The organism is Bradyrhizobium sp. PMVTL-01, assembly GCF_051861855.1.
Classification (GTDB): domain Bacteria; phylum Pseudomonadota; class Alphaproteobacteria; order Rhizobiales; family Xanthobacteraceae; genus Bradyrhizobium.
In genome coordinates this window covers 7,472,151-7,492,961 of record NZ_CP193982.1, presented here as the reverse complement: position 1 = coordinate 7,492,961, position 20,811 = coordinate 7,472,151, and the positions used below count along the sequence as shown (strand labels likewise).

General features: G+C 61.6%; 17 protein-coding genes, 1 tRNA gene and 2 pseudogenes. 16 read left to right on the top strand and 4 right to left on the bottom strand.

The features are described from left to right. Positions 1–142 precede the first annotated feature (142 nt). The 4 genes from ACRQ5Q_RS36100 to ACRQ5Q_RS36085 all read left to right on the top strand — a co-directional run bounded on the left by ACRQ5Q_RS36100 (position 143) and on the right by ACRQ5Q_RS36085 (position 1,867). Complete coding sequence (locus tag ACRQ5Q_RS36100; RefSeq protein ID WP_439370358.1) at positions 143–781, top strand: class I SAM-dependent methyltransferase; 639 nt, start codon at positions 143–145, stop codon at positions 779–781. A gap of 44 nt (positions 782–825) precedes the next feature. After that, positions 826–1,182: a hypothetical protein gene (locus ACRQ5Q_RS36095; protein WP_439370357.1), complete on the top strand. Its 357-nt coding sequence runs from the start codon at positions 826–828 to the stop codon at positions 1,180–1,182. Between the two features lie 261 nt (positions 1,183–1,443). Continuing rightward, positions 1,444–1,520, top strand: a tRNA-Met gene (locus ACRQ5Q_RS36090). A gap of 221 nt (positions 1,521–1,741) precedes the next feature. Beyond that, a complete protein-coding gene (locus ACRQ5Q_RS36085) occupies positions 1,742–1,867 on the top strand; it encodes a hypothetical protein (RefSeq protein ID WP_439394642.1) in 126 nt (41 codons plus the stop codon). A gap of 104 nt (positions 1,868–1,971) precedes the next feature. On the opposite strand, the gene ACRQ5Q_RS36080 is transcribed toward ACRQ5Q_RS36085, so the two are convergent. Both ACRQ5Q_RS36080 and ACRQ5Q_RS36075 read right to left on the bottom strand, forming a co-directional pair. After that, positions 1,972–2,112 carry a hypothetical protein gene (locus tag ACRQ5Q_RS36080; RefSeq protein ID WP_439394640.1) on the bottom strand — a complete coding sequence of 47 codons (141 nt, stop codon included), beginning with the start codon at positions 2,110–2,112 and terminating at the stop codon, positions 1,972–1,974. Between the two features lie 413 nt (positions 2,113–2,525). Then, positions 2,526–3,746, bottom strand: a pseudogene (locus ACRQ5Q_RS36075) (two-component system sensor histidine kinase NtrB); the annotation flags it as partial. Positions 3,747–4,146: 400 nt separating this feature from the next. On the opposite strand from ACRQ5Q_RS36075, the gene ACRQ5Q_RS36070 reads away from it, so the two are divergent. From ACRQ5Q_RS36070 to ACRQ5Q_RS36050, 5 genes are all read left to right on the top strand, one after another. Beyond that, complete coding sequence (locus ACRQ5Q_RS36070; RefSeq protein ID WP_439394638.1) at positions 4,147–5,085, top strand: helix-turn-helix domain-containing protein; 939 nt, start codon at positions 4,147–4,149, stop codon at positions 5,083–5,085. Positions 5,086–5,261: 176 nt separating this feature from the next. Beyond that, entirely contained in the window at positions 5,262–5,915 is a 654-nt protein-coding gene (locus ACRQ5Q_RS36065; RefSeq protein ID WP_439370355.1) for a Crp/Fnr family transcriptional regulator, read from the top strand. 516 nt (positions 5,916–6,431) lie between these two features. Further along, positions 6,432–8,117 carry a methyl-accepting chemotaxis protein gene (locus ACRQ5Q_RS36060; RefSeq protein ID WP_439394636.1) on the top strand — a complete coding sequence of 562 codons (1,686 nt, stop codon included), beginning with the start codon at positions 6,432–6,434 and terminating at the stop codon, positions 8,115–8,117. A 48-nt stretch (positions 8,118–8,165) separates the two neighbouring features. Beyond that, positions 8,166–8,408, top strand: coding sequence for a protoglobin domain-containing protein (locus ACRQ5Q_RS36055; protein WP_439399933.1), 243 nt, complete (start codon positions 8,166–8,168; stop codon positions 8,406–8,408). Next, positions 8,374–8,493, top strand: a complete 120-nt coding sequence (locus ACRQ5Q_RS36050) for a protoglobin domain-containing protein (RefSeq protein ID WP_439375687.1) — start codon at positions 8,374–8,376, stop codon at positions 8,491–8,493. Before ACRQ5Q_RS36055 ends, ACRQ5Q_RS36050 begins: the two co-directional genes overlap by 35 nt. 306 nt (positions 8,494–8,799) lie before the next feature. Here ACRQ5Q_RS36050 and ACRQ5Q_RS36045 read toward each other — a convergent pair whose 3' ends face one another. Next, positions 8,800–9,714 carry a LysR family transcriptional regulator gene (locus tag ACRQ5Q_RS36045; RefSeq protein WP_439370352.1) on the bottom strand — a complete coding sequence of 305 codons (915 nt, stop codon included), beginning with the start codon at positions 9,712–9,714 and terminating at the stop codon, positions 8,800–8,802. Between the two features lie 90 nt (positions 9,715–9,804). Here ACRQ5Q_RS36045 and ACRQ5Q_RS36040 point away from each other — a divergent pair, with 90 nt between their 5' ends. The 3 genes and pseudogenes from ACRQ5Q_RS36040 (at position 9,805) to ACRQ5Q_RS36030 (ending at position 11,615) form a co-directional block, all read left to right on the top strand. Beyond that, positions 9,805–10,194, top strand: a complete 390-nt coding sequence (locus ACRQ5Q_RS36040) for a CidA/LrgA family protein (protein WP_439394634.1) — start codon at positions 9,805–9,807, stop codon at positions 10,192–10,194. A gap of 4 nt (positions 10,195–10,198) precedes the next feature. Then, positions 10,199–10,917 (top strand): annotated as a pseudogene (locus ACRQ5Q_RS36035) (LrgB family protein). A gap of 242 nt (positions 10,918–11,159) precedes the next feature. Further along, positions 11,160–11,615 carry an ATP-binding protein gene (locus ACRQ5Q_RS36030; RefSeq protein ID WP_439370351.1) on the top strand — a complete coding sequence of 152 codons (456 nt, stop codon included), beginning with the start codon at positions 11,160–11,162 and terminating at the stop codon, positions 11,613–11,615. 85 nt (positions 11,616–11,700) lie between these two features. On the opposite strand, the gene ACRQ5Q_RS36025 is transcribed toward ACRQ5Q_RS36030, so the two are convergent. Continuing rightward, positions 11,701–12,594 carry a LysR substrate-binding domain-containing protein gene (locus ACRQ5Q_RS36025; RefSeq protein ID WP_439370350.1) on the bottom strand — a complete coding sequence of 298 codons (894 nt, stop codon included), beginning with the start codon at positions 12,592–12,594 and terminating at the stop codon, positions 11,701–11,703. Between the two features lie 130 nt (positions 12,595–12,724). Between ACRQ5Q_RS36025 and ACRQ5Q_RS36020 the strand changes: the two genes are divergently transcribed. The 4 genes from ACRQ5Q_RS36020 to ACRQ5Q_RS36005 all read left to right on the top strand — a co-directional run bounded on the left by ACRQ5Q_RS36020 (position 12,725) and on the right by ACRQ5Q_RS36005 (position 20,773). Continuing rightward, complete coding sequence (locus tag ACRQ5Q_RS36020) at positions 12,725–13,357, top strand: FMN-dependent NADH-azoreductase (RefSeq protein WP_439394633.1); 633 nt, start codon at positions 12,725–12,727, stop codon at positions 13,355–13,357. 218 nt (positions 13,358–13,575) lie between these two features. After that, complete coding sequence (locus tag ACRQ5Q_RS36015) at positions 13,576–13,785, top strand: hypothetical protein (protein ID WP_439370348.1); 210 nt, start codon at positions 13,576–13,578, stop codon at positions 13,783–13,785. Between the two features lie 38 nt (positions 13,786–13,823). Next, on the top strand, positions 13,824–14,183 hold the full coding sequence (locus tag ACRQ5Q_RS36010) for a hypothetical protein (RefSeq protein ID WP_439370347.1): 360 nt from the start codon (positions 13,824–13,826) through the stop codon (positions 14,181–14,183). 287 nt (positions 14,184–14,470) lie between these two features. Continuing rightward, the gene (locus ACRQ5Q_RS36005) at positions 14,471–20,773 is read left to right on the top strand and encodes an AAA family ATPase (RefSeq protein ID WP_439394631.1); all 6,303 of its coding nucleotides are present in this window, start codon (positions 14,471–14,473) and stop codon (positions 20,771–20,773) included. Positions 20,774–20,811: the final 38 nt, after the last annotated feature.

Below are 20,811 nucleotides of genomic sequence, written 5' to 3'. Positions count from 1 at the left end.
CCCGACGGGGAGAGGTCGGATTGCGCAGCAATCCGGGTGAGGGGCCGCAACTATTATTGACACCGCAACCGCTCACCCGGATCGCATCTTGCGATGCTATCCGACCTCTCCCTTCGGGAGAGGTGTAGTAAGGGCAGGGGGCATGGCAGCAGACATCTCGCGGGCGGGGGTCGAGAAGGCCTATGGCCGCTGGGCGCCGGTTTACGATCTCGTGTTCGGCAAGGTCTTCGACGCCGGACGGCAGTCGACCATCGCGGAAGCTGACCGCATCGGCGGCCGCATCCTCGACGTGGGCGTCGGCACCGGGCTTTCGCTCTCCGACTACGCGCGCACCACGAAGATCTGCGGCGTGGACATCTCCGAGCCGATGCTGCGCAAGGCGCAGGCGCGCGTCCGCGCACTACGTCTCAGCAATGTCGAAGTGCTCTCGGTGATGGACGCGAAGAACCTCGCCTTCCCCGATAACGTCTTTGACGCGGTGGTGGCGCAATATGTCATTACCGCCGTGCCCGATCCGGAAGGAACGCTCGACGAGTTCGTGCGCGTGCTCAAGCCGGGCGGCGAGCTGATCCTCGTCAACCACATCGGCGCGGAAAAGGGCCTGCGCAAGCTCTCCGAGCTCGCCTTTGCCCCCATCGCCCGCCGCCTCGGCTGGCGCCCGGAATTCCCGTGGGCCCGCCTCGTCAACTGGGCCGCCAAACACGGCGGCGTCACGCTCACCGAGCGTCGCCCCATGCCGCCGATGGGCCATTTCTCGCTGATCCGCTACCGCAAATCGTGATTGTACTGCGGGAACACGCGCCAAGGCCGGCGCGTTTTCCTCCCATGCGCACCACATCAAACATCATTCTGGCAAGCCTGCTGATCGCCGCCTCCGGCGGTGCGATCGCGCAGGCCCCGCCCGCCCCTGCGACGCCGCCGCAAGCGACAGCGCCGCCATCCCCGCAACATGCGGCCAACTGCACGCCGCAGGACCGCCCGAACCGCTCACCCGATGGCACCACCACCGGCCAGTCCCGGGAACCGCTCGGCGACAGGCTGGCCAAATCCGAAGGCGTGCTCTGCCCGCCCGCCGGCGTCGACCCCGACATGCACGCCCCGGCCCCCGACACCGGCAGCAACACCCCGGTCATCCCGCCCCCCGGCAGCCCCGGCGGCGACCCGAATGTGAGGCCGAAATAGCTTGTCCCGCCGAAGCCCTGCCGTAGGCGGACTCCGATCTCCCTTCGATTCCCCGCGCGCGGAGAAGCCGGAATCCGCACAAAGGCGCGGACTCCGGGCGAGGGGACTCTCCGCAAAAACGGACGAGCCCCGCCCTAAACGGGCGATTTAGCCAGTGAAATCACCCCTCAATCGCTGCCACTTTGCTTGACTTCCCGCCGCCCCCTTCCTTATATGCCGCGCGTTCGCGAGATCGGCCGTTCCGCCGTTCGCGATCCCTGTGGCGGGGTAGCTCAGCTGGTTAGAGCACGGGAATCATAATCCTGGGGTCGGGGGTTCGAGTCCCTCCCCCGCTACCAACGTTCCCGGTAAATCCCTGAAATTCCTCGACTTGCCTAATCGCTGTTGCGCACGAGGGAATGTATCAATGATACAGGCGCGCGAGCCTCTCAGCAATGGCCACAAGGGCCGATCGGAAGTCCTAACACTCGATCCGTGATCGAACGTCAGATGGTCTCAGCGGCAATGCGAGAGGAGTGAGGCCGGGCAAGGAAATCGTTCCCGCGCCAGCTGCGCTCTCATGGCCCTCGGTGATCGCCGCTGCGAACGGAAAGGCCGCCGCCCGAAGCTCGAGCCGCCGCAGGTCACCAAGCTCGGTCACCTCGTCCTGGAGACACCCGACTTCAACCGCAGCGTACGCTGGTAAATGGACACGTTGGGTTTCCTTCCGTCCGACGTCATGTGTCTCGCCGACGGCACGCCAGCGGGCTCGTTCACACGCCTCGACCGAGGTAGCGAGCCGACCGACCATCATGCGGTCTTCATTGGCATGGGCATGAATCGAAGGTCGATCATGTCGCGTTCGAGATCGTCGATCTCGACGCGGTCGAAATGGGTCAGCAGGTGCTGATGGCGAAGCGGTATCGGACGCCCCGGGGGATGGGCCGTCATTTGCTCGAAAGCCAGATCTTCGACTATTTGCGCGACCCCTGCGGCCAGAAAACACGAGCACTACGCCGATGGCGATCTGTTCGACGCGGCGCAGCCGGCGGGCTATCACTTGATGGACCGCGGCGGTCTCTATCAATGGGGACCGGATCTTCCGGACGACTTCATCGACGCCCGCATCACGCCAGCACGACTGTGGCGGGTGCTCAAGCTCGCGATCAAGGACAAGGCGCGGGTGAGCTGCTGGTTGCGCTCGAGAACAGCATGGCGAGCCCTGGGCGGCAATGGCAGCGCTGAATCCAACCCGGCCCATCCCTCCCAAGGCCAGGTGCGAGATCTTGCGATACTCGGACAATCGAGGCCGAACCTCTTGCGAATCCCGGCCTGCCGCGAACGACCTATGAGGTTGTCGGCCTTCCTGTGCTTCGCGGGAGACAGATCCTGACGGTTGTACCGTGACCTTCCTCGCTATGAATTGTGATGTGCCCGCCCGACTGCTTGACGAAGCCAAACACCATGCTCAACCCGAGGCCGGTCCCCTTGCCGACCTCCTTGGTGGTGAAGAACGGATCGAAGACTCGTTCCAGAAGATGAGCAGCTATGCCGACCCCGGTGTCGCGAACGGCGATCATGAGATACTCGCCGGCCACCACATCACCATGCGCGCCAACGTCTCGCTGGTCGAGCGAGATATTGTGCGTCTCAAACATCAGCTTGCCACCATTCGGCATGGCGTCGCGTGCGTTGAACGCGAGGTTCAATAGTGCCGTCGTGAGCTGATCGGCATCGGCGCGCACGATCCAGGCCTCCTCCGCCAGTCTCATGCTGATGATGATTCGCTCACCAAGGGTGGGACCAATGAGCTTTCCTGCCTCCCGCACCAGCGCATTGGCATCGATGTCCCGCGGCTGGAGCGGCTGCTTGCGGGCGAAGGCAAGAAGATGCTTCGTCAGCCCGGCGCCCCGTTCCGCGGCTTCATCGATCAGCCTCGTGATCGCCAGCAGATCGGGCCGATCCGCGACGGCCCGTGCGAGAACGTCGATGGTGCCGGTGATCACAGTCAAGATGTTGTTGAAGTCGTGCGCCACGCCGCCGGTCAGCTGACCGAGCGCCTCCATCTTCTGCGCCTGCTGCAGCTGAGCTTCCATCGCCTTGCGCTCGGTGGCATCTCTGATCGCGGCCACGACCGAGGTCGTGCCGGCGAATTCGATCGGGCTGATGCTGATCTCGGCCGGGAATTCCGTTGCGTCCTTGCGGCGCCCGCACAGAGCAACCCCAGCGCCCATCATTCGCGTCCGCGGACTGGCAAAGAACCGGTCGACGTTCTCCAGGTGACTGATCCAGAACCGATCCGGGATCAGGACATTGAGCGGCTTTCCCAGCAGTTCTGCAGATGCATAGCCGAAGACGTCGAACACACGTTCGCTTGCGAACTCGATGGAAGCCGCCTTGTTGACCACGATCACGGCGTCTGGGCTGGCGATCACGGCACTGCGGAATTTGGCCTCGCTCAGTCGCAGATCGGCTTCCGCGCGGCTTCGAAGCTCGAGCTCCTCGTTCAGCACCTGTAATATCCGATCGACTGTCTCTTCTCTGACCCCGTGCTTGAAAGCCGCCCTGAGCTCATCCCAGATCATTCGATACCCTGTCGCATGCCAGCGTCGTCGAAACTGCCTGCTTGCAAACCGACGAGTCCAAGCCAGGCAGCCGAAGATACGGATATCGAGCAGTTTGATCGAGATCGGGCCGACATGGAACGAATAGCCGCTCGCGCTCGCCACTTGAGAACAGCGAACTGCTTAACCTGCATCAAATTCGCAGCGTAACCACGTACCTCTCTGGATTTTTTTTGGGGTCGCCCCTATTCCGTTCTCCCGCCGACGCGACGGCGCGTACCGCGCATTTGCGCGATTGCCATTCAATCAGCCGTAATCGAAAATGATGTGTAGTCTCGATCGATGCCCGCAGCGGATTGCTGAGGTTGCACCGGTCAGTGAAGCGGTCTCCCGGTTGAACGGACCTGTCGGCGAAAGTGCAATGAGCATGAGGAGCTTTTACAATCAGGAGCGGTTGCGACCGGCCGCGTCGCCCCCGATAAACCCCGAGCAGGTGCCGCTCTACGCCCCAGGTGAAATTCTTGCTGAGTCCGACAATGGGGATCCGCGGCGGCGCGTGGTCTTTCGGGAGTTTCGCTACGGGCCCTTGCTCGTTGAGGGACCTGCGATCGATAGCCTGCTCATCGTCATCTATCGCCATGGGCAGTCTCGCATGCGCCGGCGTTGCGAAGCCGGTTGGCAAGGTGCGCTGGTTCGCCCGCGGACGATTTCGATCCTCGGCGCGGGAACGCCTTCGCGTTGGGAATGGGATCAGCCGATCGAGGTGTCGCACCTCTACCTTTCGAGCGGGCTTCTCAGCGAGACATGCGCCCGCGCGTTCGAACGGGATTACCGGCGACTGATCGCGAAGGATGCTCTCGAGGTCGATGACGGCAAGCTACTCGCGCTTGCGGACATGATGATTGATGAACTGCGAGCCCCGTCAGCTGGTGGTACGCTGCTCATCGACACGCTTGCGCAAGCGATGTCAGTTCGCTTGCTCCGGGACTATCATCACGATCGCAGAGAAGAAACGAAGCCGGCCTGGCAACTGACCGCGGCCCAGAAACGGCGGGCGCTCGGTTTCATCGAAACGCACCTGTCTCGGGACTTCGAGCTGGAGCAGCTTGCACGTGAGGCGGGCATCAGCGAGTACCATTTCATTCGTTGTTTCAAGGCGTCGTTCGGCCTCAGCCCTTACCAGTTCGTTATCAGAAAGCGCCTCGATCGCGCGGTCGAAATGATCCGCGAATCGCCTTTGCCACTCTCGGAAGTCGCCGTTGCCTGCGGCTTCAGCGACCAATCGCATATGACCCGCGCCTTCAAGCGGATCTTGGGAATTACGCCAGGAGTGGTTCGTTCGTCGGTCAAATCGCAATAATCGTCACAACGCTCGCAATATCGTTCTATTGGTCCCGGCTCGTCCCTAGCAATCTAGCACGATCCTTCATCCGCCGGCGGAAACCGCGGGCGCAGTGTGGCCTGTTTTCTCTTAGCATGAACGCCGATCTCTGCGTCACTTGCCCGAACAGAGGTCAAGGTTTCTGCGGTGCTGCAATGGCCCTCGAAAGTGGCGTTGCTCGCGGGAATTTAGGCAAACACTTCAAGGTGGCGCGAAAAGGCCAAATCGTCTCGCTCGCAAAGCCGCGCGTGGACGAAGTCATCGTGGTCTGCGAAGGGTGGGCCTTCGAATATCTGCCGTTGAGTAGGGGGCGCCGGCAAATCCTGGCTTTTCTTTCAGCGGGAGACATGCTGTTTCCGGGTGACATCCTCGGCCAGCAAGGCGAGTCCTCCGCGCGCGCCTTGACCGACGTTCAATTCGGCATCTTTTCCATGGCCGCGATCAAGGATCGCATCGTCCGGGAGCCTCAACTCGCGATCGTGATCTCCGAATTGCTGGGCGAGCGGCTTCGCGAAGCCAATCGGCTTCTGACCGCGATTGCGCAGAAGTCGGCCGAGGAGCGCGTCGCCTGGTTCTTGCTGCATTCCACTTCTCGGCTGCGAAAGTGGAGTCCTGATCGAAGCGAACGCTATTCGTTCCCATTCTTGCAGCAGCATATCGCGGACACCGTCGGGCTGACGCCGGTGCACGTCAGCCGCACCATCGCGACTTTCCGGGCGCGCGGCTGGCTGCGACTGGAAGCGGGGTTCCTGGAGATATCGCACCGCCGGGAATTGGAGCAAATCTGCCAATACCAGGCGATCAGTTAATTCGGGGCGAGGAGGAAGGCCGCAATTAACATCGATCAACTGCGGCAGAAGTCTCCTTAATCAAATGGCGTGAGGGTGAACCGGTCGATTAATTACGCCACGAGGGCTGGGGCGTTCGGGAAATCGGGGGCAAATGAACGTCATTCACCTATCGAGCAGGCAACCTGCAAATGAGCGGCCGGGCATCTCCGCAGAAGGAGGGACTGCGGACGGGACAGTCTTCAGACTGGCAGTCGCAGCGAAGGCGTCGTCTGCGCTCGCCGCTGCGTCTCGGGCAGTGTTGGCAACTGCAAGGCTGATTCAGGACGTCTCGAACCAGCCGGAGTCCGTCGATAGGGCGGTTCTTGCCCAGACCCTGCACCGACTGGATCAGCAGCTCGAGGCATTGAAGTGCCTCCATGAGCGGATCAGGACCCTCTGAAGAGATGAGCCGCTCTCTGGGTTCACGTGTGATCCAGCCTCTTCGGAGCTCCAGCTGCGCATACCGTCTCGCACCGCCGTTTCCAGGAGAAAAATGTGCTGAAAATTGCTCGAAGCATCAACACCCGAATTCTGCTTCTTCCGGTGCTCGCCGTGATAGCGCTCGTCGTGGCGGGCTGGTTCGCAATCGGGTCGATCGGCGAAATCACCCGCTATGAGCGTGGGGCGCGCGCTCGCTCGGTCACGGAAGCAGCGGCCAAGATCGTTGAGATGTACGAGAGCAAGGCGGCAAGAGGTGAGATGAGCGAGCAGGCAGCGCAGACCGCTGCAAAGGATGCCATCCGTGCCATGCGCTACGACGGGCGCGAATACGTCGCTGCCATGCAGGCGGACGGCCTCTCGATTGCCAATGGCATGTTTCGAGAGATGGAAGGCAGGCAAATGGCCGATGTTAAAGATATTAATGGCGTCGCATTCGTCCGCGAAATGATCGCCGCCGCCCAGCGGGGTGGTGGCTTTGTCTACTATGTCTGGCCGACGGCACCGAACACGCCTCCGATAGATAAAGTCGCCTACAACAAGCTGACTGCTGGGTGGCACTGGGTCGTCACTTCGGGCGTGTATCTGGACGCCGTCGAGGCCGCCATTTGGTCGAGCACGCAACGCATCGGCGGAATTGTCGCTGCGTTGGCTCTCGTTTCGTTCTGCCTAGCCCTCTGGATTGGCCGCCGCACAACCCGGCCGATCCTGAAGCTCGCCGAGGCCACCCACCGGCTCTCGGATGGCGACCTCTCCGTCGACGTGCCCGGCACAAGTCAGCAGGACGAGGTCGGCACGCTTGCACAAGCCATTGCGGTTTTGAAGCAGCGCTCTGCGGAGGCAGTGCGGCTCGCCGGCGAGCAGAACCAGCTCAAGGAAGCCGCTGCACGCGACCGTCAGCTGGCCATGCGAAAGCTTGCCGACGGCTTTGAAGCATCGATCAAGGCGGTCGCGGACGGGATAGCCTCGGCGGCCAGCGGCATGGAAGCCTCTGCCAACTCCATGGCGATCGCAGCGAAGACCACGAGCAAAGCGACGAGCGCAGCGGCAGTCGCCGCCGACCAGACCAGCTCCAATGTAGGAATGGTCGCTGCGGCGACGGAGGAGTTGTCCTCGTCGATACAGGAGATTTCGCGCCAGGTCGCTCATTCGTCCCAGATTGCCGCGGGGGCAGTCGCAGAGGCGGCTCGGGCGAATACAACCATGGCCAATCTCGCCAACTCCGCCAAGCGGGTCAGCGATATCGTTGAGCTCATCACCGGCATCGCCGCTCAAACCAACCTCCTTGCGCTCAATGCTACCATCGAGGCGGCACGTGCGGGGGAAGCCGGGCGGGGCTTCGCTGTTGTCGCTTCGGAGGTCAAATCCCTGGCGACACAGACCGCGAAAGCGACGGACGAAATCCAGTCGATGGTGGCCGAAATCGAAGCGATGACCGGAAGCGCAGTCAGCACCATCGAGGGGATCGGCGGCACCGTAGCCCGCATGAACGAAATCACAGCGACCGTCGCCGCAGCTGTCGAAGAGCAGGGCTCAGCGACGCAAGAAATCGCAGGTAATATCCAGCATGCCGCGGCTGGCTCGCGCGAAGTTTCCGGAAATGTATCTTCGGCGCAAAAAGCTGCAGCCGAAACAGGCGCGATCTCGGATAGCGTCCTGACCTCGGCGAATCAGCTCTCTGCGGAAGCCGAACGGCTGAAATCGGAAGTAGCAAACTTCCTTTCAGGTGTACGCGCCGCTTGACGCCGAGTACAGATGGAGCTTTTGCAATATGAGCCTTGAGACTGGTCGATTGGAGCTTCGCGACGTCACGGAGGAGCGGGAGACGCGGTTGCGCTTTATGCGCATCGATTCCCAGACATCCGAATTGCTGCGCCAGTTCTGGAGCACAATCTGCCGGCGATCCTCGACCGGTTCTATGAGCACGCCGCCGCCACGCCGCAGCTCGCGAGGATGATCGGAAACGATATTCCTCGTTTGAAGGGAGCCCAGGGCGCTCATTGGGGCCCGTCTGTTCAGTGGACGGTTCGATGAAGAACATATTCGCGGTGTCCGCAACATCGGACTGGCCCATAACAAAATCGGCCTGGAGCCTCGGTGGTATATCGGGGGGGTATAATTTGGTGCTTGGGGAGCTTACCTGTCTTGCCGTCAGAAATATCGCTGGAGTCCTTCGCGCCTCGCCAAGGTTCTCGTGGCCATCAACTCGGCCGTGATGTTGGATATGGACGTTGCCATTTCCGTGTACCAGGAGGCTTTGCCGGCGGAGCAGCGAAGACGCGAGGAGATGAACAGCGCGATCGAGAGCTTCAGGAATCGTGTCGACCGGTCGCTTGCGACTGTGAGCCACTCGGCGGCTTCTCTTCAAGGCGCAGCCAATATGCTTGCGGGCTGCGAGCGCGGATGCCGCAGAAAGGTGACTTCTTCAACCGACATTCAGGCGATTTTGGTTGCTTCCGCTCCGAGTGCCGCGCTTCGCGACAAGCTCCAGCCAAGCTTTCGCGGCATGGGATAAGAATGCACCGCGACGCCAGATCATGGCGATGTGCCAGTTGGTATGCGGCTCCGATAGCAGGATGCGCTTGACCAAGGCATTCTTGCGCTGTTCCGCGATCATTCTCGGCATGAAGCCGATCCCGAGATTCGCCGCCGCGAGCTCGATGATGAAATCGATCTGGCTGCTACGGGCAACGATGGCGGGTTCGAAGCCGTGCCGCCGGCACGCATCAATGATGATGCGGTTCAGTGCAAACCCGCTCTCGTAGAGAATGAACGGCAGGTTGCGCAGCGCAGGAAGGTCGAGCGAGCGACGGTTTGCAAACTGGTGACTGGCTGACATGAGGACGCTCAGCGGCTCGTTCCGGACATCCTGCCAATCGAACTCATCAGATACGGGGAGAAGCGACGCGGCGAGCTCGATCTCGCCGGAGCGGACGAGCTCCTCCAGGCGGTCGCTGCCGTGCTCGACGAAGCGAATGTCGATGCCTGGATAGCGCTTGCGATAGACGGCAAACAGGGGCGCGAACAACGTACTGCTGCCGATCGGCGGAAGCCCGAGGCGGAGCGTGCCGCGTTTCAGCCCCTGCAAGGCGCCGAGCTCGGCGATGAGATCATCGCGTTCCGCCAGCAGCCTGAGTGCCCGCTCGTACACGATATGGCCGGCCGCGGTCGGCTGGCTGCGATGGCCGATGCGGTCGAGCAGGGGCACGCCGATCTCGTCCTCGAGCTGTTTGACTGCCTTGCTCACGGTTGATTGCGTGGCAAACACCGTCTTGGCGGCCTGGGTAAAGCCGCCCTGGCGCACGACCTCGACAAAGGTACGAAGGTTTTTCAGCTCCATGACATTCCATAGCAGAATAGAAACAAGTCGAACAATTCATTTTTGACATGATCCGAGCGGGCCTACATTGGCGGCAATGAAGGAGCCGTGATGTCTACGCAATTCAAGATCGATCGCCTGCGGCGTTTTCTTCACCGCAATGGTCCGCTCCAGCTGGTGCTCGTCCTGGCGTTCTGGCTCGCCGGGCAGGTCCTGGTCATGCTGACGCGCATTCCAGTTCCCGGCGGCGTCGTCGGCATGCTGGTCGTGCTCCTGCTTCTTGCAACGAAGCATCTCAGCATCCTCAGCGTTCGGCGAGGCGCCGAATGGCTGATCAGAGACATGGTCCTGTTCTTCGTGCCGGCCGCTCTTGCCGTGCTCGACCATCGCGAGCTCATGGGAATCGTCGGCCTCAAGGTATTTGCTGTTATTGTGTGCAGCACTCTTGTTGTGATGTGCGTGACCGGGCTCACTGTTGACCTCAGCTGTCGAAGGCCGTGAAGTGATGAGCTCGCTCATGACGATCTGGAAAGATCCCGCGACCGGTGCAGTGTTCTGGTCATCGCTGACCGTCGCTGCGTATGTCGGCGTCAAGGCCGTGTACCGGCGCTGGCCCCGTTGGTGGCTGGCACCACTTGCCGTCACACCGCTCGTGCTGATCCTCGCAGCCATCTTACTCCGGACCGGCTATCATGAGTATATCCGCGGAACGCACTGGCTGGTTGCTCTGCTCGGACCAGCAACCGTGGCCTTCGCAGTTCTTATTTATGAGCAGCGGCAACTGGTCAGGCGTCATTGGCGCGTTCTTGCTCTTGGCATGCTGGCGGGGACGGCAACTTCCATGGTGTCGTCGTGGGCCTTGGCCGCATTGCTGGGCTTGAATGGTGACCTTCGCCTCAGTCTGTTGCCGCGCTCGATCAGTACACCCTTTGCCATGACGATCTCCGGGGAGATCGGCGGCACGCCAGACCTGACGGCTGTATTCGTCGTCGTGACCGGGATCGTCGGCGCAATCGTTGGCGAACTGTTGCTGAGCTGGTTTCCCGGATACTCGGCCTTGGCCGCGGCGCGCTGCTCGGGGTCGGGGCGCATGGGGCGGGTACCGCGAAGGCGAATGAGTTCGGCCGGCAGGAAGGCTCTGTCGCAGGCTTGGTGATGGTCCTGGTTGGGCTTTTCAACGTTCTGCTCGCGCCAATCGTTGCTGCGTGTCTCAGGACAGGTTGAGGGGGACGCGCTGCGAGCTAAGCCAACGCTTAGCAAACAGTATCTCGGTGCAATGGAGATTCACGTTCACAACGACGAAGGTCAGTTCCGCACGACAGTCGCAGCGAGTGTGATGATCCATGAGGTCGGAGCCAACTGCGACGGACCGCTGCGCTCCGATCGTGGGCCTGCACCACTTCCGTTTGCCCGCAACTCGTGGCGACACGGGCCGTGACGTTTTTTACAAACCTGGACGCGAGCTTATGACACGCAACAACGGACTGATCGATGCCACGGAGTATTTGCGCAGCGTCGGCGCTGAGGCCGAACGTCTTGAACTGACGGCCATAGAAGTACACGCGGCCACCCCTGGCAACAGCCTCCTGCTCCAATCCGACCGCTGCTGGCAATTGGAGCTGATCGTCAACGAGCTTCTGGCAAGCGCGGCTGCACGGTTCGCCGGAAGGAGTGGAAAGATCGAGATAGAGCTGTCGCACGAGGCCGACCTGGTTCATTGCACGGTCACCGACAACGCCTCGGAATCGGTGAGGACGGTGCGAGGCTTGGACGTTGCTCGCGAGTTGGCCAAGGGCGTGTGCGGCCGAATTGGACATTGGTTCGATGATGAAACGACGTCCCTGGTGCTCACCATCCCGCTCACCGAACGCGAGCGCCTGGCAAACCAACCGAACAGGCTGCCTAGCGCACCCGCCGCGTAAGCTTCCGGGGAGCTCGTTAGCCTGCTCGCCGAAATTGAATGGTTGAGCAGACTTATTTGATTGCTACGAGTCGGGAGATCGCAAGTCAGGCCGCCATCTCAGCCGCGAGGAAATCAATAAACGTGCGGACGGCCGGCAGCAGGCCGCGCCGGGACGGGAAAACCGCGTGAATGACGGCCCGCGGCGGCGACCAGGCGGGGAGTAGCACCTCCAGCTTTCCGTCTGCGATGTCCTGCGCCAGAAAGTAGTCCGGCAATTGCACGATGCCGGCGCCGCCAAGCGCTGCCTGCCGGAGCGTCGTCATGTCATCGGTCGTCAATCGCGGCTTGTGGGCTATCGCTTGCGTCGTGCCGTCGGGCCCGGTCAATTGCCATAGGTGCTCGGCGGCGCCGAGGTTGAAGCTCAAGCTCTCGAAACGCGTGAGGTCGGCAGGCGCCTGCGGGCGCCCCAGCCTTTGGAGGAGCGCTGGGCTGCCTGTGAGGAGCTGGGCGCTCTCTCCCAATATCTTCATGACCAAGTCCGAACTCTCCAGCGGCGGCAGCCGGGCACGGAGCGCCACGTCGAAGCGCTCGTTGATGACATCCACGCGGCGGTTAGTGACTTCGTAATCGATACGAACACGCGGATATTTCGTCGCGAACTGCGCCACCAGAGGTCCAACGGTCGTCAGACTGAGCATGACCGGGCAGCTCACCCGGATAAGCCCCTGGGGCTCGGCCTGCACGCGTTCGACCATCTCCTGCGCCGCATCTGCCTCCTCCACCATTGCGAGACAATGCCGATGGTACGCCTGGCCGATGTCGGTGACGCTGAAGCGTCGGGTTGAACGGTGAAGCAAACGGATCCCGAGCCTCTGCTCGAGCAGCGATATGCGTCGGCTCAGGGTCGATTTGGGCATGCCGAGCACCCGGCTCGCCGGTGCAAAGCCGCCGTGCTCGACCACCTTGGCGAACAGATAGAGGTCATTGAGATCGTGCAAGCTGGCACTCATCGTTCCATTAATGGAACGATAAGTGCCATGCCGAGGCTCTAATGGCAACGTCGTTCGACCGCTATGTCTCATCCGACAGCGAGGCTGCCCTTTTTACATCTGAGCGGAGACACGACTCATGACGAGGCTTCTGCACATCGACTCGAGCGCCCTTGGCGAATTTTCTACCTCCCGCAAGCTGACGGCCGCGATCGTAGGAGCCTGGCGAAACGCGGAGCCCAAACTCCGCGTCAACTACCGGGATCTGGCCGCCGCTCCGCCAGCACACCTGACCGGCCGCGTGGCGATGGCCATGCGCTCCCGCGACATGACCGGGCTGACGAATGAAGAGCGCGCCGAGGTGGCGCTTTCGGAACAACTGGTCGAGGAATTTCTCGCAGCCGATGGATTGGTCATCGGGGCCCCCATGTACAATTTCAGCCTTCCGACACCGCTCAAGGCGTGGATTGATCGAATCGCTCAGGCCGGGCGCACGTTCAAATACACCGAGCTCGGCGCTGTCGGACTAGCCGGGGGCAAGCGCGTGATCATTGCCTCCTCCCGTGGTGGCAAGTACGCAGGCACGCCTCTGGAGGCAGCTCTCGATCACCAGGAAGCTTATCTGTGCAGAGTGTTTGGTTTCGTCGGCATCACCGACCAGACCATCATTCGTGCCGAAGGGATCAATATGGGGCCGGATGCCGCGCGAGCAGCGATCAACGAGGCGCAAAAGCAGATCGAGAAGCTCTTCATTCATTCGAGGGCAGCATGACCCCATTGCCCCTGCATCGGGCGGAGCACGCGGATTGACGCCGGGGAGGGCAGAGAGGAGTGAGGTGAACCGAAGGTGTAAGCCTTCGTATCACCCGGCGACGCCTTCGGACATGCGACGTAGACCCGCGCTCAATTGAGACTCTGCGGACGGCCATCCTAGACTGGAGTTCATGATCCGAGGGCGGCAGCTTCCCGGGCAACGGAGAGTATCCGACAATGATCAAGATCATCGCCGTGTTGTGCAGCCTTTCCTCGCCGACGAACTGCCACGAGCAGATCGTCACGACCTCGGAATTTGCCGACATCTCGATGCAGGCCTGCCTGATGGGCGCTCCGCAGCTCGCTGACTGGATGAAGCAACATCCCGCAGAACGCCTCGCCGCCTGGCGCTGTGTCATGGGCAAGCAGGTTGAAAGGGGAGCCTAGCTTAGGCGGACCTCGCAGAAGGAAGTTGGAGGGAGATCATGAAACAGCTCGCGATAGCGGCAGTTTTGGGCTGCGCTTGCTTCGTTTCGGCCACGGCAGCAGATGCCAGAAGCTCTTACGACGGTTCCTGGAATCTGACGTTTTTCACTCAGCGCGGGGTTTGCGACGCGACCTATAACTTTTCGGTCAACATAGCCGGGGGCATCATTACCCATCCCAACCTGGTGAAGTTCAGAGGCTATGTCGGAAGAACCGGCGGGGTTCGCGCGTCGGTCACCGTGCACGAGAAATACGCGTCGGGCTCCGGCCGGTTGAAGGGGAACACCGGCCAGGGAACGTGGAGCGGCCACTCGGGCGCGGATCGTTGCTCCGGATACTGGACGGCGCAGCGAGGCTAGTACTCGGTGTCGCCGGAGAGTCTATCGCGCAACTCGCTGCGCAACAGGCAGAGGCGCGTGGGCTACGATAGGCGCCGCAGGGCGCGCCTTTGACCGCGGATGTGCCTTGAACGCGAGACTTGTCTCATCGAAAGGGCAGCTAAGAGAGCCCTGACGCTGGTAATAAGATACGGCCTCGCCCTTATGGACCGTTTCGGAGCCGGCTGGTCGCACCTCAGTACTTTGGCTTAGATTGCAACGCTTTTTGCGGGGCGGCATAATCCAACGTTGGCGAGGGAGCCCGGCGCTTGAACCCCCGTTTTGCGCACGACGCTGGTGAAATAACGGATCTCCAGGTCCTGTGCGAGGATTCGGATCAAGCCCTTTATCGTGGTCGGCGTCTTCTCGAAGAGGGCGGCGTCGGCTCCGTTTTGATGGTCCTGCCGGCGGCGAAGGAGCCTCAGCCCGCTGTCGTCAACCGCCTCGCGCACGAGTATGCCCTTAAGGATGAGCTCGATACGGCGTGGGCCGTGCGGCCGCTCGATCTTGTCCGGAAGGACGGTCGAATCCTGCTCCTCCTCGAAGACCCCGGCGGTGAGCCGCTCGAGCGTCTCATTGGCGAACCAATGGAGGTGCGCACATTCCTTGACATTGCGATCGATGCTGCAGCGGCCCTGTCCAGCGCACATTCACGCGGGCTCGTGCACAAGGACATCAAGCCCGCAAACATCTTCGTGAACTGCGGAATTCAACAGGTGCGGTTGTCAGGTTTCGGACTCGCATCGAAGCTGGTCCGGGAGCGGCGCACGCCAGAGCCGCCGGAAGTCATCGCCGGCACACTTGCCTACATGGCGCCCGAGCAGACTGGGCGAATGAACAGGTCGATCGATTCTCGGGCCGACCTTTATGCGCTCGGCATGACGTTCTACCGCATGTTGACGGGCGCGCTTCCGTTCAGTGCGACCGAGCCGATGGAGTGGATTCATTGTCACATCGCGCGCGAGCCGGTTGCCCCGGCCGCGAAGAGAACAAGTATTCCGGCTCCGATTTCGGATATCGTGATGAAGCTCCTCGCAAAGACGGCCGAGGACCGTTACCAGACCGCTGCGGGCCTCGAGCATGATCTGAGGCGCTGCCTGAGCCAGTGGAGCGAGCGGAGCGGTATCGACGCCTTTTCCCTCGGCGAACGGGATGCGCCCGATCGGCTGCTGATTCCGGAACGGCTCTACGGACGTGAGCGCGAAGTCGAGAGCTTGCTTGCGGCGTTCGAGCGCGTCGTCGCGGGCGGGGGGCCGGAGTTGGTTCTCGTCGCGGGGCAGGGCGGCGTCGGCAAGTCTGCGGTTGTTTCTGAGCTGCACCGCGCCCTGGTGCCGCACCGCGGGCTTTATGCGTTCGGCAAGTTCGAGCAACTCAAGCACGACATCCCCTATGCCAGCGTGGCGCAGGCGCTCGAAGGCCTGATCAGGCCCTTGTTGGGGCAAAGCGAAGCTGAGCTGGCATCCTGGCGCGAGAGGCTGGCTGCGGCACTTGGCCAGAACGGCGCGCTCATGACCGCGCTTGTTCCCGAACTCGCGCTTCTGATCGGGCCACAGCAGCCAGCGCCGGAGCTGCCGCCGCACGACGCGTCCCTCCGGTTCAAATCCGTGTTGAGCCGGCTGATTGCGGTGTTTGCGCAGGCGGAGCATCCGTTGGCGCTGTTCTTCGACGATCTGCAATGGCTCGATGCGGCCACGCTTGACGTGATCGATCATCTTCTTGTCGAGCCGGACCTGAATAACCTCCTCCTGATCGGAGCATATCGCGACGACGAAGTTACGCCTGCGCACCCTCTCATGCGCCGGCTTCGGGCGATCCAGGACTCCGAAGCGCGGTTGCGGAAAATCGCTTTGAAGCCGCTCGGCCTGGAGGACGTGAACCTGATGCTGGCCGAGTCACTACGCTCGCGGCGCACGCGCTCGCTGGCCCGGCTGGTCCATGAAAAGACTGCCGGCAATCCCTTTTTCACGATCCAGTTCGTGACCGCGCTCGCTGACGAAGGGCTGCTCGCTTTCGACAGGGCCTCGATGTCCTGGTCCTGGGATCTGAAGCAGATCCGCGCCAGGGACTACACCGACAACGTGGTGGATTTCATCCTCGGTAAGCTGCGCCTCCTCCCCGAGGCAACCCGCGCCGTCCTGCAGCGTCTGGCTTGTCTCGGCAACGGCGCGACCGCCGTGGCGCTGGGGCTGGTACAGGAGGACACGGAAGAATCCCTGCACGCGAGCCTCTGGCCGGCGGTGCGGGCGCGTCTCATATCGCGGCAACAAGGCGCCTATCGTTTTCTGCATGACCGGGTGCGGGAGGCTGCCTACGCGCTCATCCCAGAAAACGAGCGCGCGGCAATTCACCTTGGCATCGGCCGGCGGCTCGCTGCGCAAAGCTTGGCTACGGTCGAGGAGACTGTCTTCGAGATCGTCGGACAACTCAATCGCGGAAGTGCACTCATCGGTGCAAGGGGAGAGCGTACACGTCTCGCCGAGCTTAATCTGCTTGCCGGCAGGCGCGCCCAGGGCTCCGCCGCCTACTCCTCGGCCCTGAACTATTTCGCTGCCGGCTCGGCATTGCTTCCGGATGGGGCCCGGGAAGAGCATGATGATCTCGCCTTTGCGATCGAGCTCCATCGCGCCGAGTGCGAATTTCTCACCGGCGCACTCGCCGAGGCGGAGGCACGCCTCTTCAAGCTCACCAACCTTGCGGTCACTCCTGCAGATTCGGCACGCGTGACGCGGCTGCGGGTCGATCTGTTCATGACCCTCGGACGAAGCGATCGTGCCGTTGAAATCGGTTTGGACTGCCTGCGACGCTTCGGCATTGCTCTCCCGGCGCGCCCAAACACGGAGGATCTTGCGGAGGAATATGCCCAGCTTTGGCGGGAGCTTGGACATCGGCCGATCGAAGCCTTGCTGGAGCTGCCGCCAATGGCTGATCCGGTTATTCGTGCTGCGGTGGACGTCCTCACCTCCCTCGTGACACCGGCTCTGTTCACCGACGAGAAGCTGCGCGCTCTCGTCATCGGCCGAATGGGAAACCTCAGCCTCAAGCACGGCAACAGCGATGGCGCGAGCTATGTCTATACGGCCGTCGGCAACGTCCTCAGCCTCTCATTCGGCGACTATGAGCGAGGATATCGGTTCGGTCAGCTGGGGCTAGATCTCGCGGCGAGGCCGGGGAATGAGCGATTGCGGGCGCGTGTCTACCTGGCGTTCAGCAATCTCGCCAAGCCGTCACCGCGTCACTTTCCGACAGGCGGGCCCATCGCCCGAGAGGTCTTCAAGGTTGCGCAGCAAACTGGCGATCTCACCTACGCTGCGTTCAGCCACAACAATCTTCTCACTCAACTCATCGCCGGCGGAGCGAATCTCGCGGACGTGCAACGGGAGGGCGAGGCCGGACGCGATTTCGCTCGTAGGGCCGGCTTCGGTCTGGTCGAAGCACTCATTGACATCCAGCTTCGGTTCGTCCGCTCGCTCCGTGGCCTCACGTTGGCACTTGGCTACTTCAATGAGGAAGAGTTTGACGAGCAACTGTTCGAGCAGGAGTTGGAAGCAGCGCCTGGTCGCGGGATTGCCGCCTGCATGTACTGGATCCGCAAGTCGCAAGCGCGCTTCTTCGCCGGTGACTTTGAGGGGGCGATCTCTGCGGCGGGCAGGGCGGAGCGGCTGCTGTGGTTGACACCGGCGATTCTCGAGCGAGCAGACTACCACCTCTACGCGGCATTGGCGTTGGCGCGTGTGTACTCGACGGAGGCAGCCGTCGGCAGCACACAGCGTCGAGAGGCCCTGGCGCGTCATGAGCGGCAGTTTCAGGTGTGGGCCGATCATTGCCCGGAGAATTTTGCAGCGCGTGCTGCCTTGGTGAGCGCCGAGATCGCGCGTCTCGATGGCTCCGCGCTCGATGCCGAGCGCCACTTTGAAAGCGCCATACATGCGGCTCGTTCCAATGGCCTCGTTCATGATGAAGCTTTGGCGAGCGAATTGGCCGCTCGCTTCTTCGCGGAACGCGGCTTGGGCGACATTGCACAAATGTATTTGCGCAAGGCCCACTCCTGCTACCTGCGGTGGGGTGCCGCTGGCAAGGCCCAGGCGCTCGAAGCATTGGATCCTCAGCTCATCGAGGACGACCGGAAGATGAGGTCGACCGACACGATCGGCGCACCGGTAGAACAGCTCGACGTCGCGACGATTTTGAAAGTGTCGCGGGCCGTCTCGGGCGAAATCAACCTGGAAAGGTTGGTCGAAACGCTGTTGCGAACGTCTCTGGAACAGGGCGGCGCGGTGCGCGGTCTGCTCATCCTTTCGGAGCAGGATGGACCAAAGATCAAGGCATCAGCCAGCATTTTGGGTGACTCGATAGTCGTCGAAATGTGTGACGAAGCGGCAAGTGCGTCGAAATTGCCGTTGGCGGTTCTTCATCGTGTTCTGCGAAGTTCGGAGGTCATCGTTCTGGATGATGCCGCAACTGAAATATCGCTTTCATCAGACTCTTACATCAGAGAACAAGGGTCGCGATCCGTATTGTGCGTGCCGCTGCTGAACAGGGCGGTCGTCACAGGCGTCCTGTATCTGGAGAACAATCTGGCTCCGAGGGCATTTTCGCCGCGGCATACTGCCGTTCTCAGACTGCTGGCGTCGCAGGCCGCGATCACGCTGGAAAATGCACTTCTGTATCGAAACCTCGAGCAACGAGAGGCGAAAATCAGACGCCTGGTCGATGCCAATATTATCGGCATCTTTACCTGGCGAATTCCATCAGCCGGTGCGCGGGACGATCAGGGTTGGCTGGTGGAGGTCAATGATGCCTTCCTCGATATGCTCGGATATGACCGCGCCGATTTCGCGGCCGGTCGCATGCCGCGAGCGCGGTTGACGCCGCCGGAGTGGCAGGAGAGGGATCTGCAAACGTTGGCGGAGTTGCGCCAATCCGGCGTCTCGCGGCCATTCGAGAAGGAATATTTGCGCAAGGACGGGACCCGACTCCCAGTCTTGATAGGCGGAGCCTGCTTCGATGAGACAAGAACAGAAGGCGTGGCTTTTGTCCTCGATCTGACCGAGCGCAAGAGGAAGGAGCGTGAGCTCCGCGCAAGCGAAGAGCGATTCCGGACCCTCGTTCAATTCTCCTTTGACGTGTACTGGGAAAGCGATGCGCAGCATCGGTTTGTCAGGCAAGAGTTTGCAGACGGCCTGTCAGATGCGCCGGCGCAGGGCTCGGAAATTGGCAAGACGCGTTGGGAGGTGCCATATCTCGAACCGGGCCCGGACGCCTGGCGTCAGCACCGGGAGATGCTCGACGCTCACTTGCCGTTCCGTGATTTCGAGCTCGCAAGACCCGCGCCTGACGGTAGCAAGCGTTACGTGTCGGTATCCGGGTTGCCGATATTTGACGAGGCGGGACGCTTCATCGGCTACCGCGGTGTGGGCAGGCACATCACCGAACGAAAGCAAGCAGAAGCGGCGCTTCGGCGCAGTGAGGCGTATCTCGGCGAAGCGCAGAAGCTGAGCGCGACTGGCGCGTATGCCTTCAATGCCGAACAGTCATTGTACTGGTCGGAAGGGCTGTTCAAGATATGGGAATTTGACCCGGCCAAGGGTATTCCGAGCCGCAAGGTGTGGTGGCGGCGGGTCCACCCGGATGATCGCAAGAGGGTCAAGGACGGCCTTCAGGAGGCTTTGCGCCTCAGGCGGGACTACTCGATCGAGTACAGAATAGTCCTTCCAGATGGGAATACGAGACACCTTCGAGTGATTGGCCATCCTTCGTATTCCGCTGCCGGGGAGTTCCTCGAGGTCGTCGGCACCGTGATTGACGTGACGGAACGAAAGCGCGCGGAAGCGGAACGAGAGCGTCTACGGGAGCTGGAAGCGGATCTCGCCCATCTCAATCGCCTGAGCGTAATGGGAGAATTGACGGCTTCACTGGCTCACGAAATACTTCATCCGATCGCCACGGCCCGCAACAATGCGCGTGCCGGCATGCGCTTCCTCGAAATGTCGCCACCGGACCTGATCGAGGTGAATGAAGCGCTTGCATGCGTGGTGAGAGATGCCGATCGCGCAAAGGACATTGTTGGGCGCATACGAGAACAGGTCAAGAAATCGCCCCCGACGAACGAATTGTTCGACCTGAACCAGGCTATCGACGACGTCATCGTCATGGTCCGCCATGCCATCGACAGAAACAGGGTCTCAGTCCGCACAAGCCTCGACAAGCACTTGGCTTTCGTTCGCGGCGATCGCGTGCAGCTACAGCAGGTCGTCCTCAACCTGATCGTGAACGCCATAGAGGCGATGGGGGCGGTCGAGGAGGGACCGCGCGAGCTGCTAATCAGCAGCGAGTCAGCCGACACCAAGGACGTGCGTGTCGCTGTGCAAGATTCCGGGCCGGGCATCAAGCCAGAGCAAATCGATCTGATCTTCAGGCCCTTCCACACCACGAAGGCGAGTGGAATGGGAATGGGCTTGTCGATCTGCCAATCGATCATTGCAGCCCATGGAGGCCGTTTATGGGCGGAGGCCGATCAACCATCAGGCGCAACATTCCGTTTCACCCTGCCGCCCGGCTTGGAGAATCGATGAAGGAATATGCGGCCAGCAGTCTTGATCGAGCCCCCCAG

What these genes read in the sequence shown, in the direction of transcription:
- ACRQ5Q_RS36010 (WP_439370347.1), top strand. Translation starts at nt 13,824, where the DNA reads ATGAAACAGCTCGCGATAGCGGCAGTTTTGGGCTGCGCTTGCTTCGTT.
- ACRQ5Q_RS36030 (WP_439370351.1), top strand. Translation starts at nt 11,160, where the DNA reads ATGACACGCAACAACGGACTGATCGATGCCACGGAGTATTTGCGCAGC.
- ACRQ5Q_RS36085 (WP_439394642.1), top strand. Translation starts at nt 1,742, where the DNA reads ATGGCCCTCGGTGATCGCCGCTGCGAACGGAAAGGCCGCCGCCCGAAG.
- ACRQ5Q_RS36065 (WP_439370355.1), top strand. Translation starts at nt 5,262, where the DNA reads ATGGCCCTCGAAAGTGGCGTTGCTCGCGGGAATTTAGGCAAACACTTC.
- ACRQ5Q_RS36095 (WP_439370357.1), top strand. Translation starts at nt 826, where the DNA reads ATGCGCACCACATCAAACATCATTCTGGCAAGCCTGCTGATCGCCGCC.
- ACRQ5Q_RS36080 (WP_439394640.1), bottom strand. Translation starts at nt 2,112, where the DNA reads ATGACGGCCCATCCCCCGGGGCGTCCGATACCGCTTCGCCATCAGCAC.
- ACRQ5Q_RS36045 (WP_439370352.1), bottom strand. Translation starts at nt 9,714, where the DNA reads ATGGAGCTGAAAAACCTTCGTACCTTTGTCGAGGTCGTGCGCCAGGGC.
- ACRQ5Q_RS36040 (WP_439394634.1), top strand. Translation starts at nt 9,805, where the DNA reads ATGTCTACGCAATTCAAGATCGATCGCCTGCGGCGTTTTCTTCACCGC.
- ACRQ5Q_RS36070 (WP_439394638.1), top strand. Translation starts at nt 4,147, where the DNA reads ATGAGCATGAGGAGCTTTTACAATCAGGAGCGGTTGCGACCGGCCGCG.
- ACRQ5Q_RS36020 (WP_439394633.1), top strand. Translation starts at nt 12,725, where the DNA reads ATGACGAGGCTTCTGCACATCGACTCGAGCGCCCTTGGCGAATTTTCT.
- ACRQ5Q_RS36100 (WP_439370358.1), top strand. Translation starts at nt 143, where the DNA reads ATGGCAGCAGACATCTCGCGGGCGGGGGTCGAGAAGGCCTATGGCCGC.
- ACRQ5Q_RS36015 (WP_439370348.1), top strand. Translation starts at nt 13,576, where the DNA reads ATGATCAAGATCATCGCCGTGTTGTGCAGCCTTTCCTCGCCGACGAAC.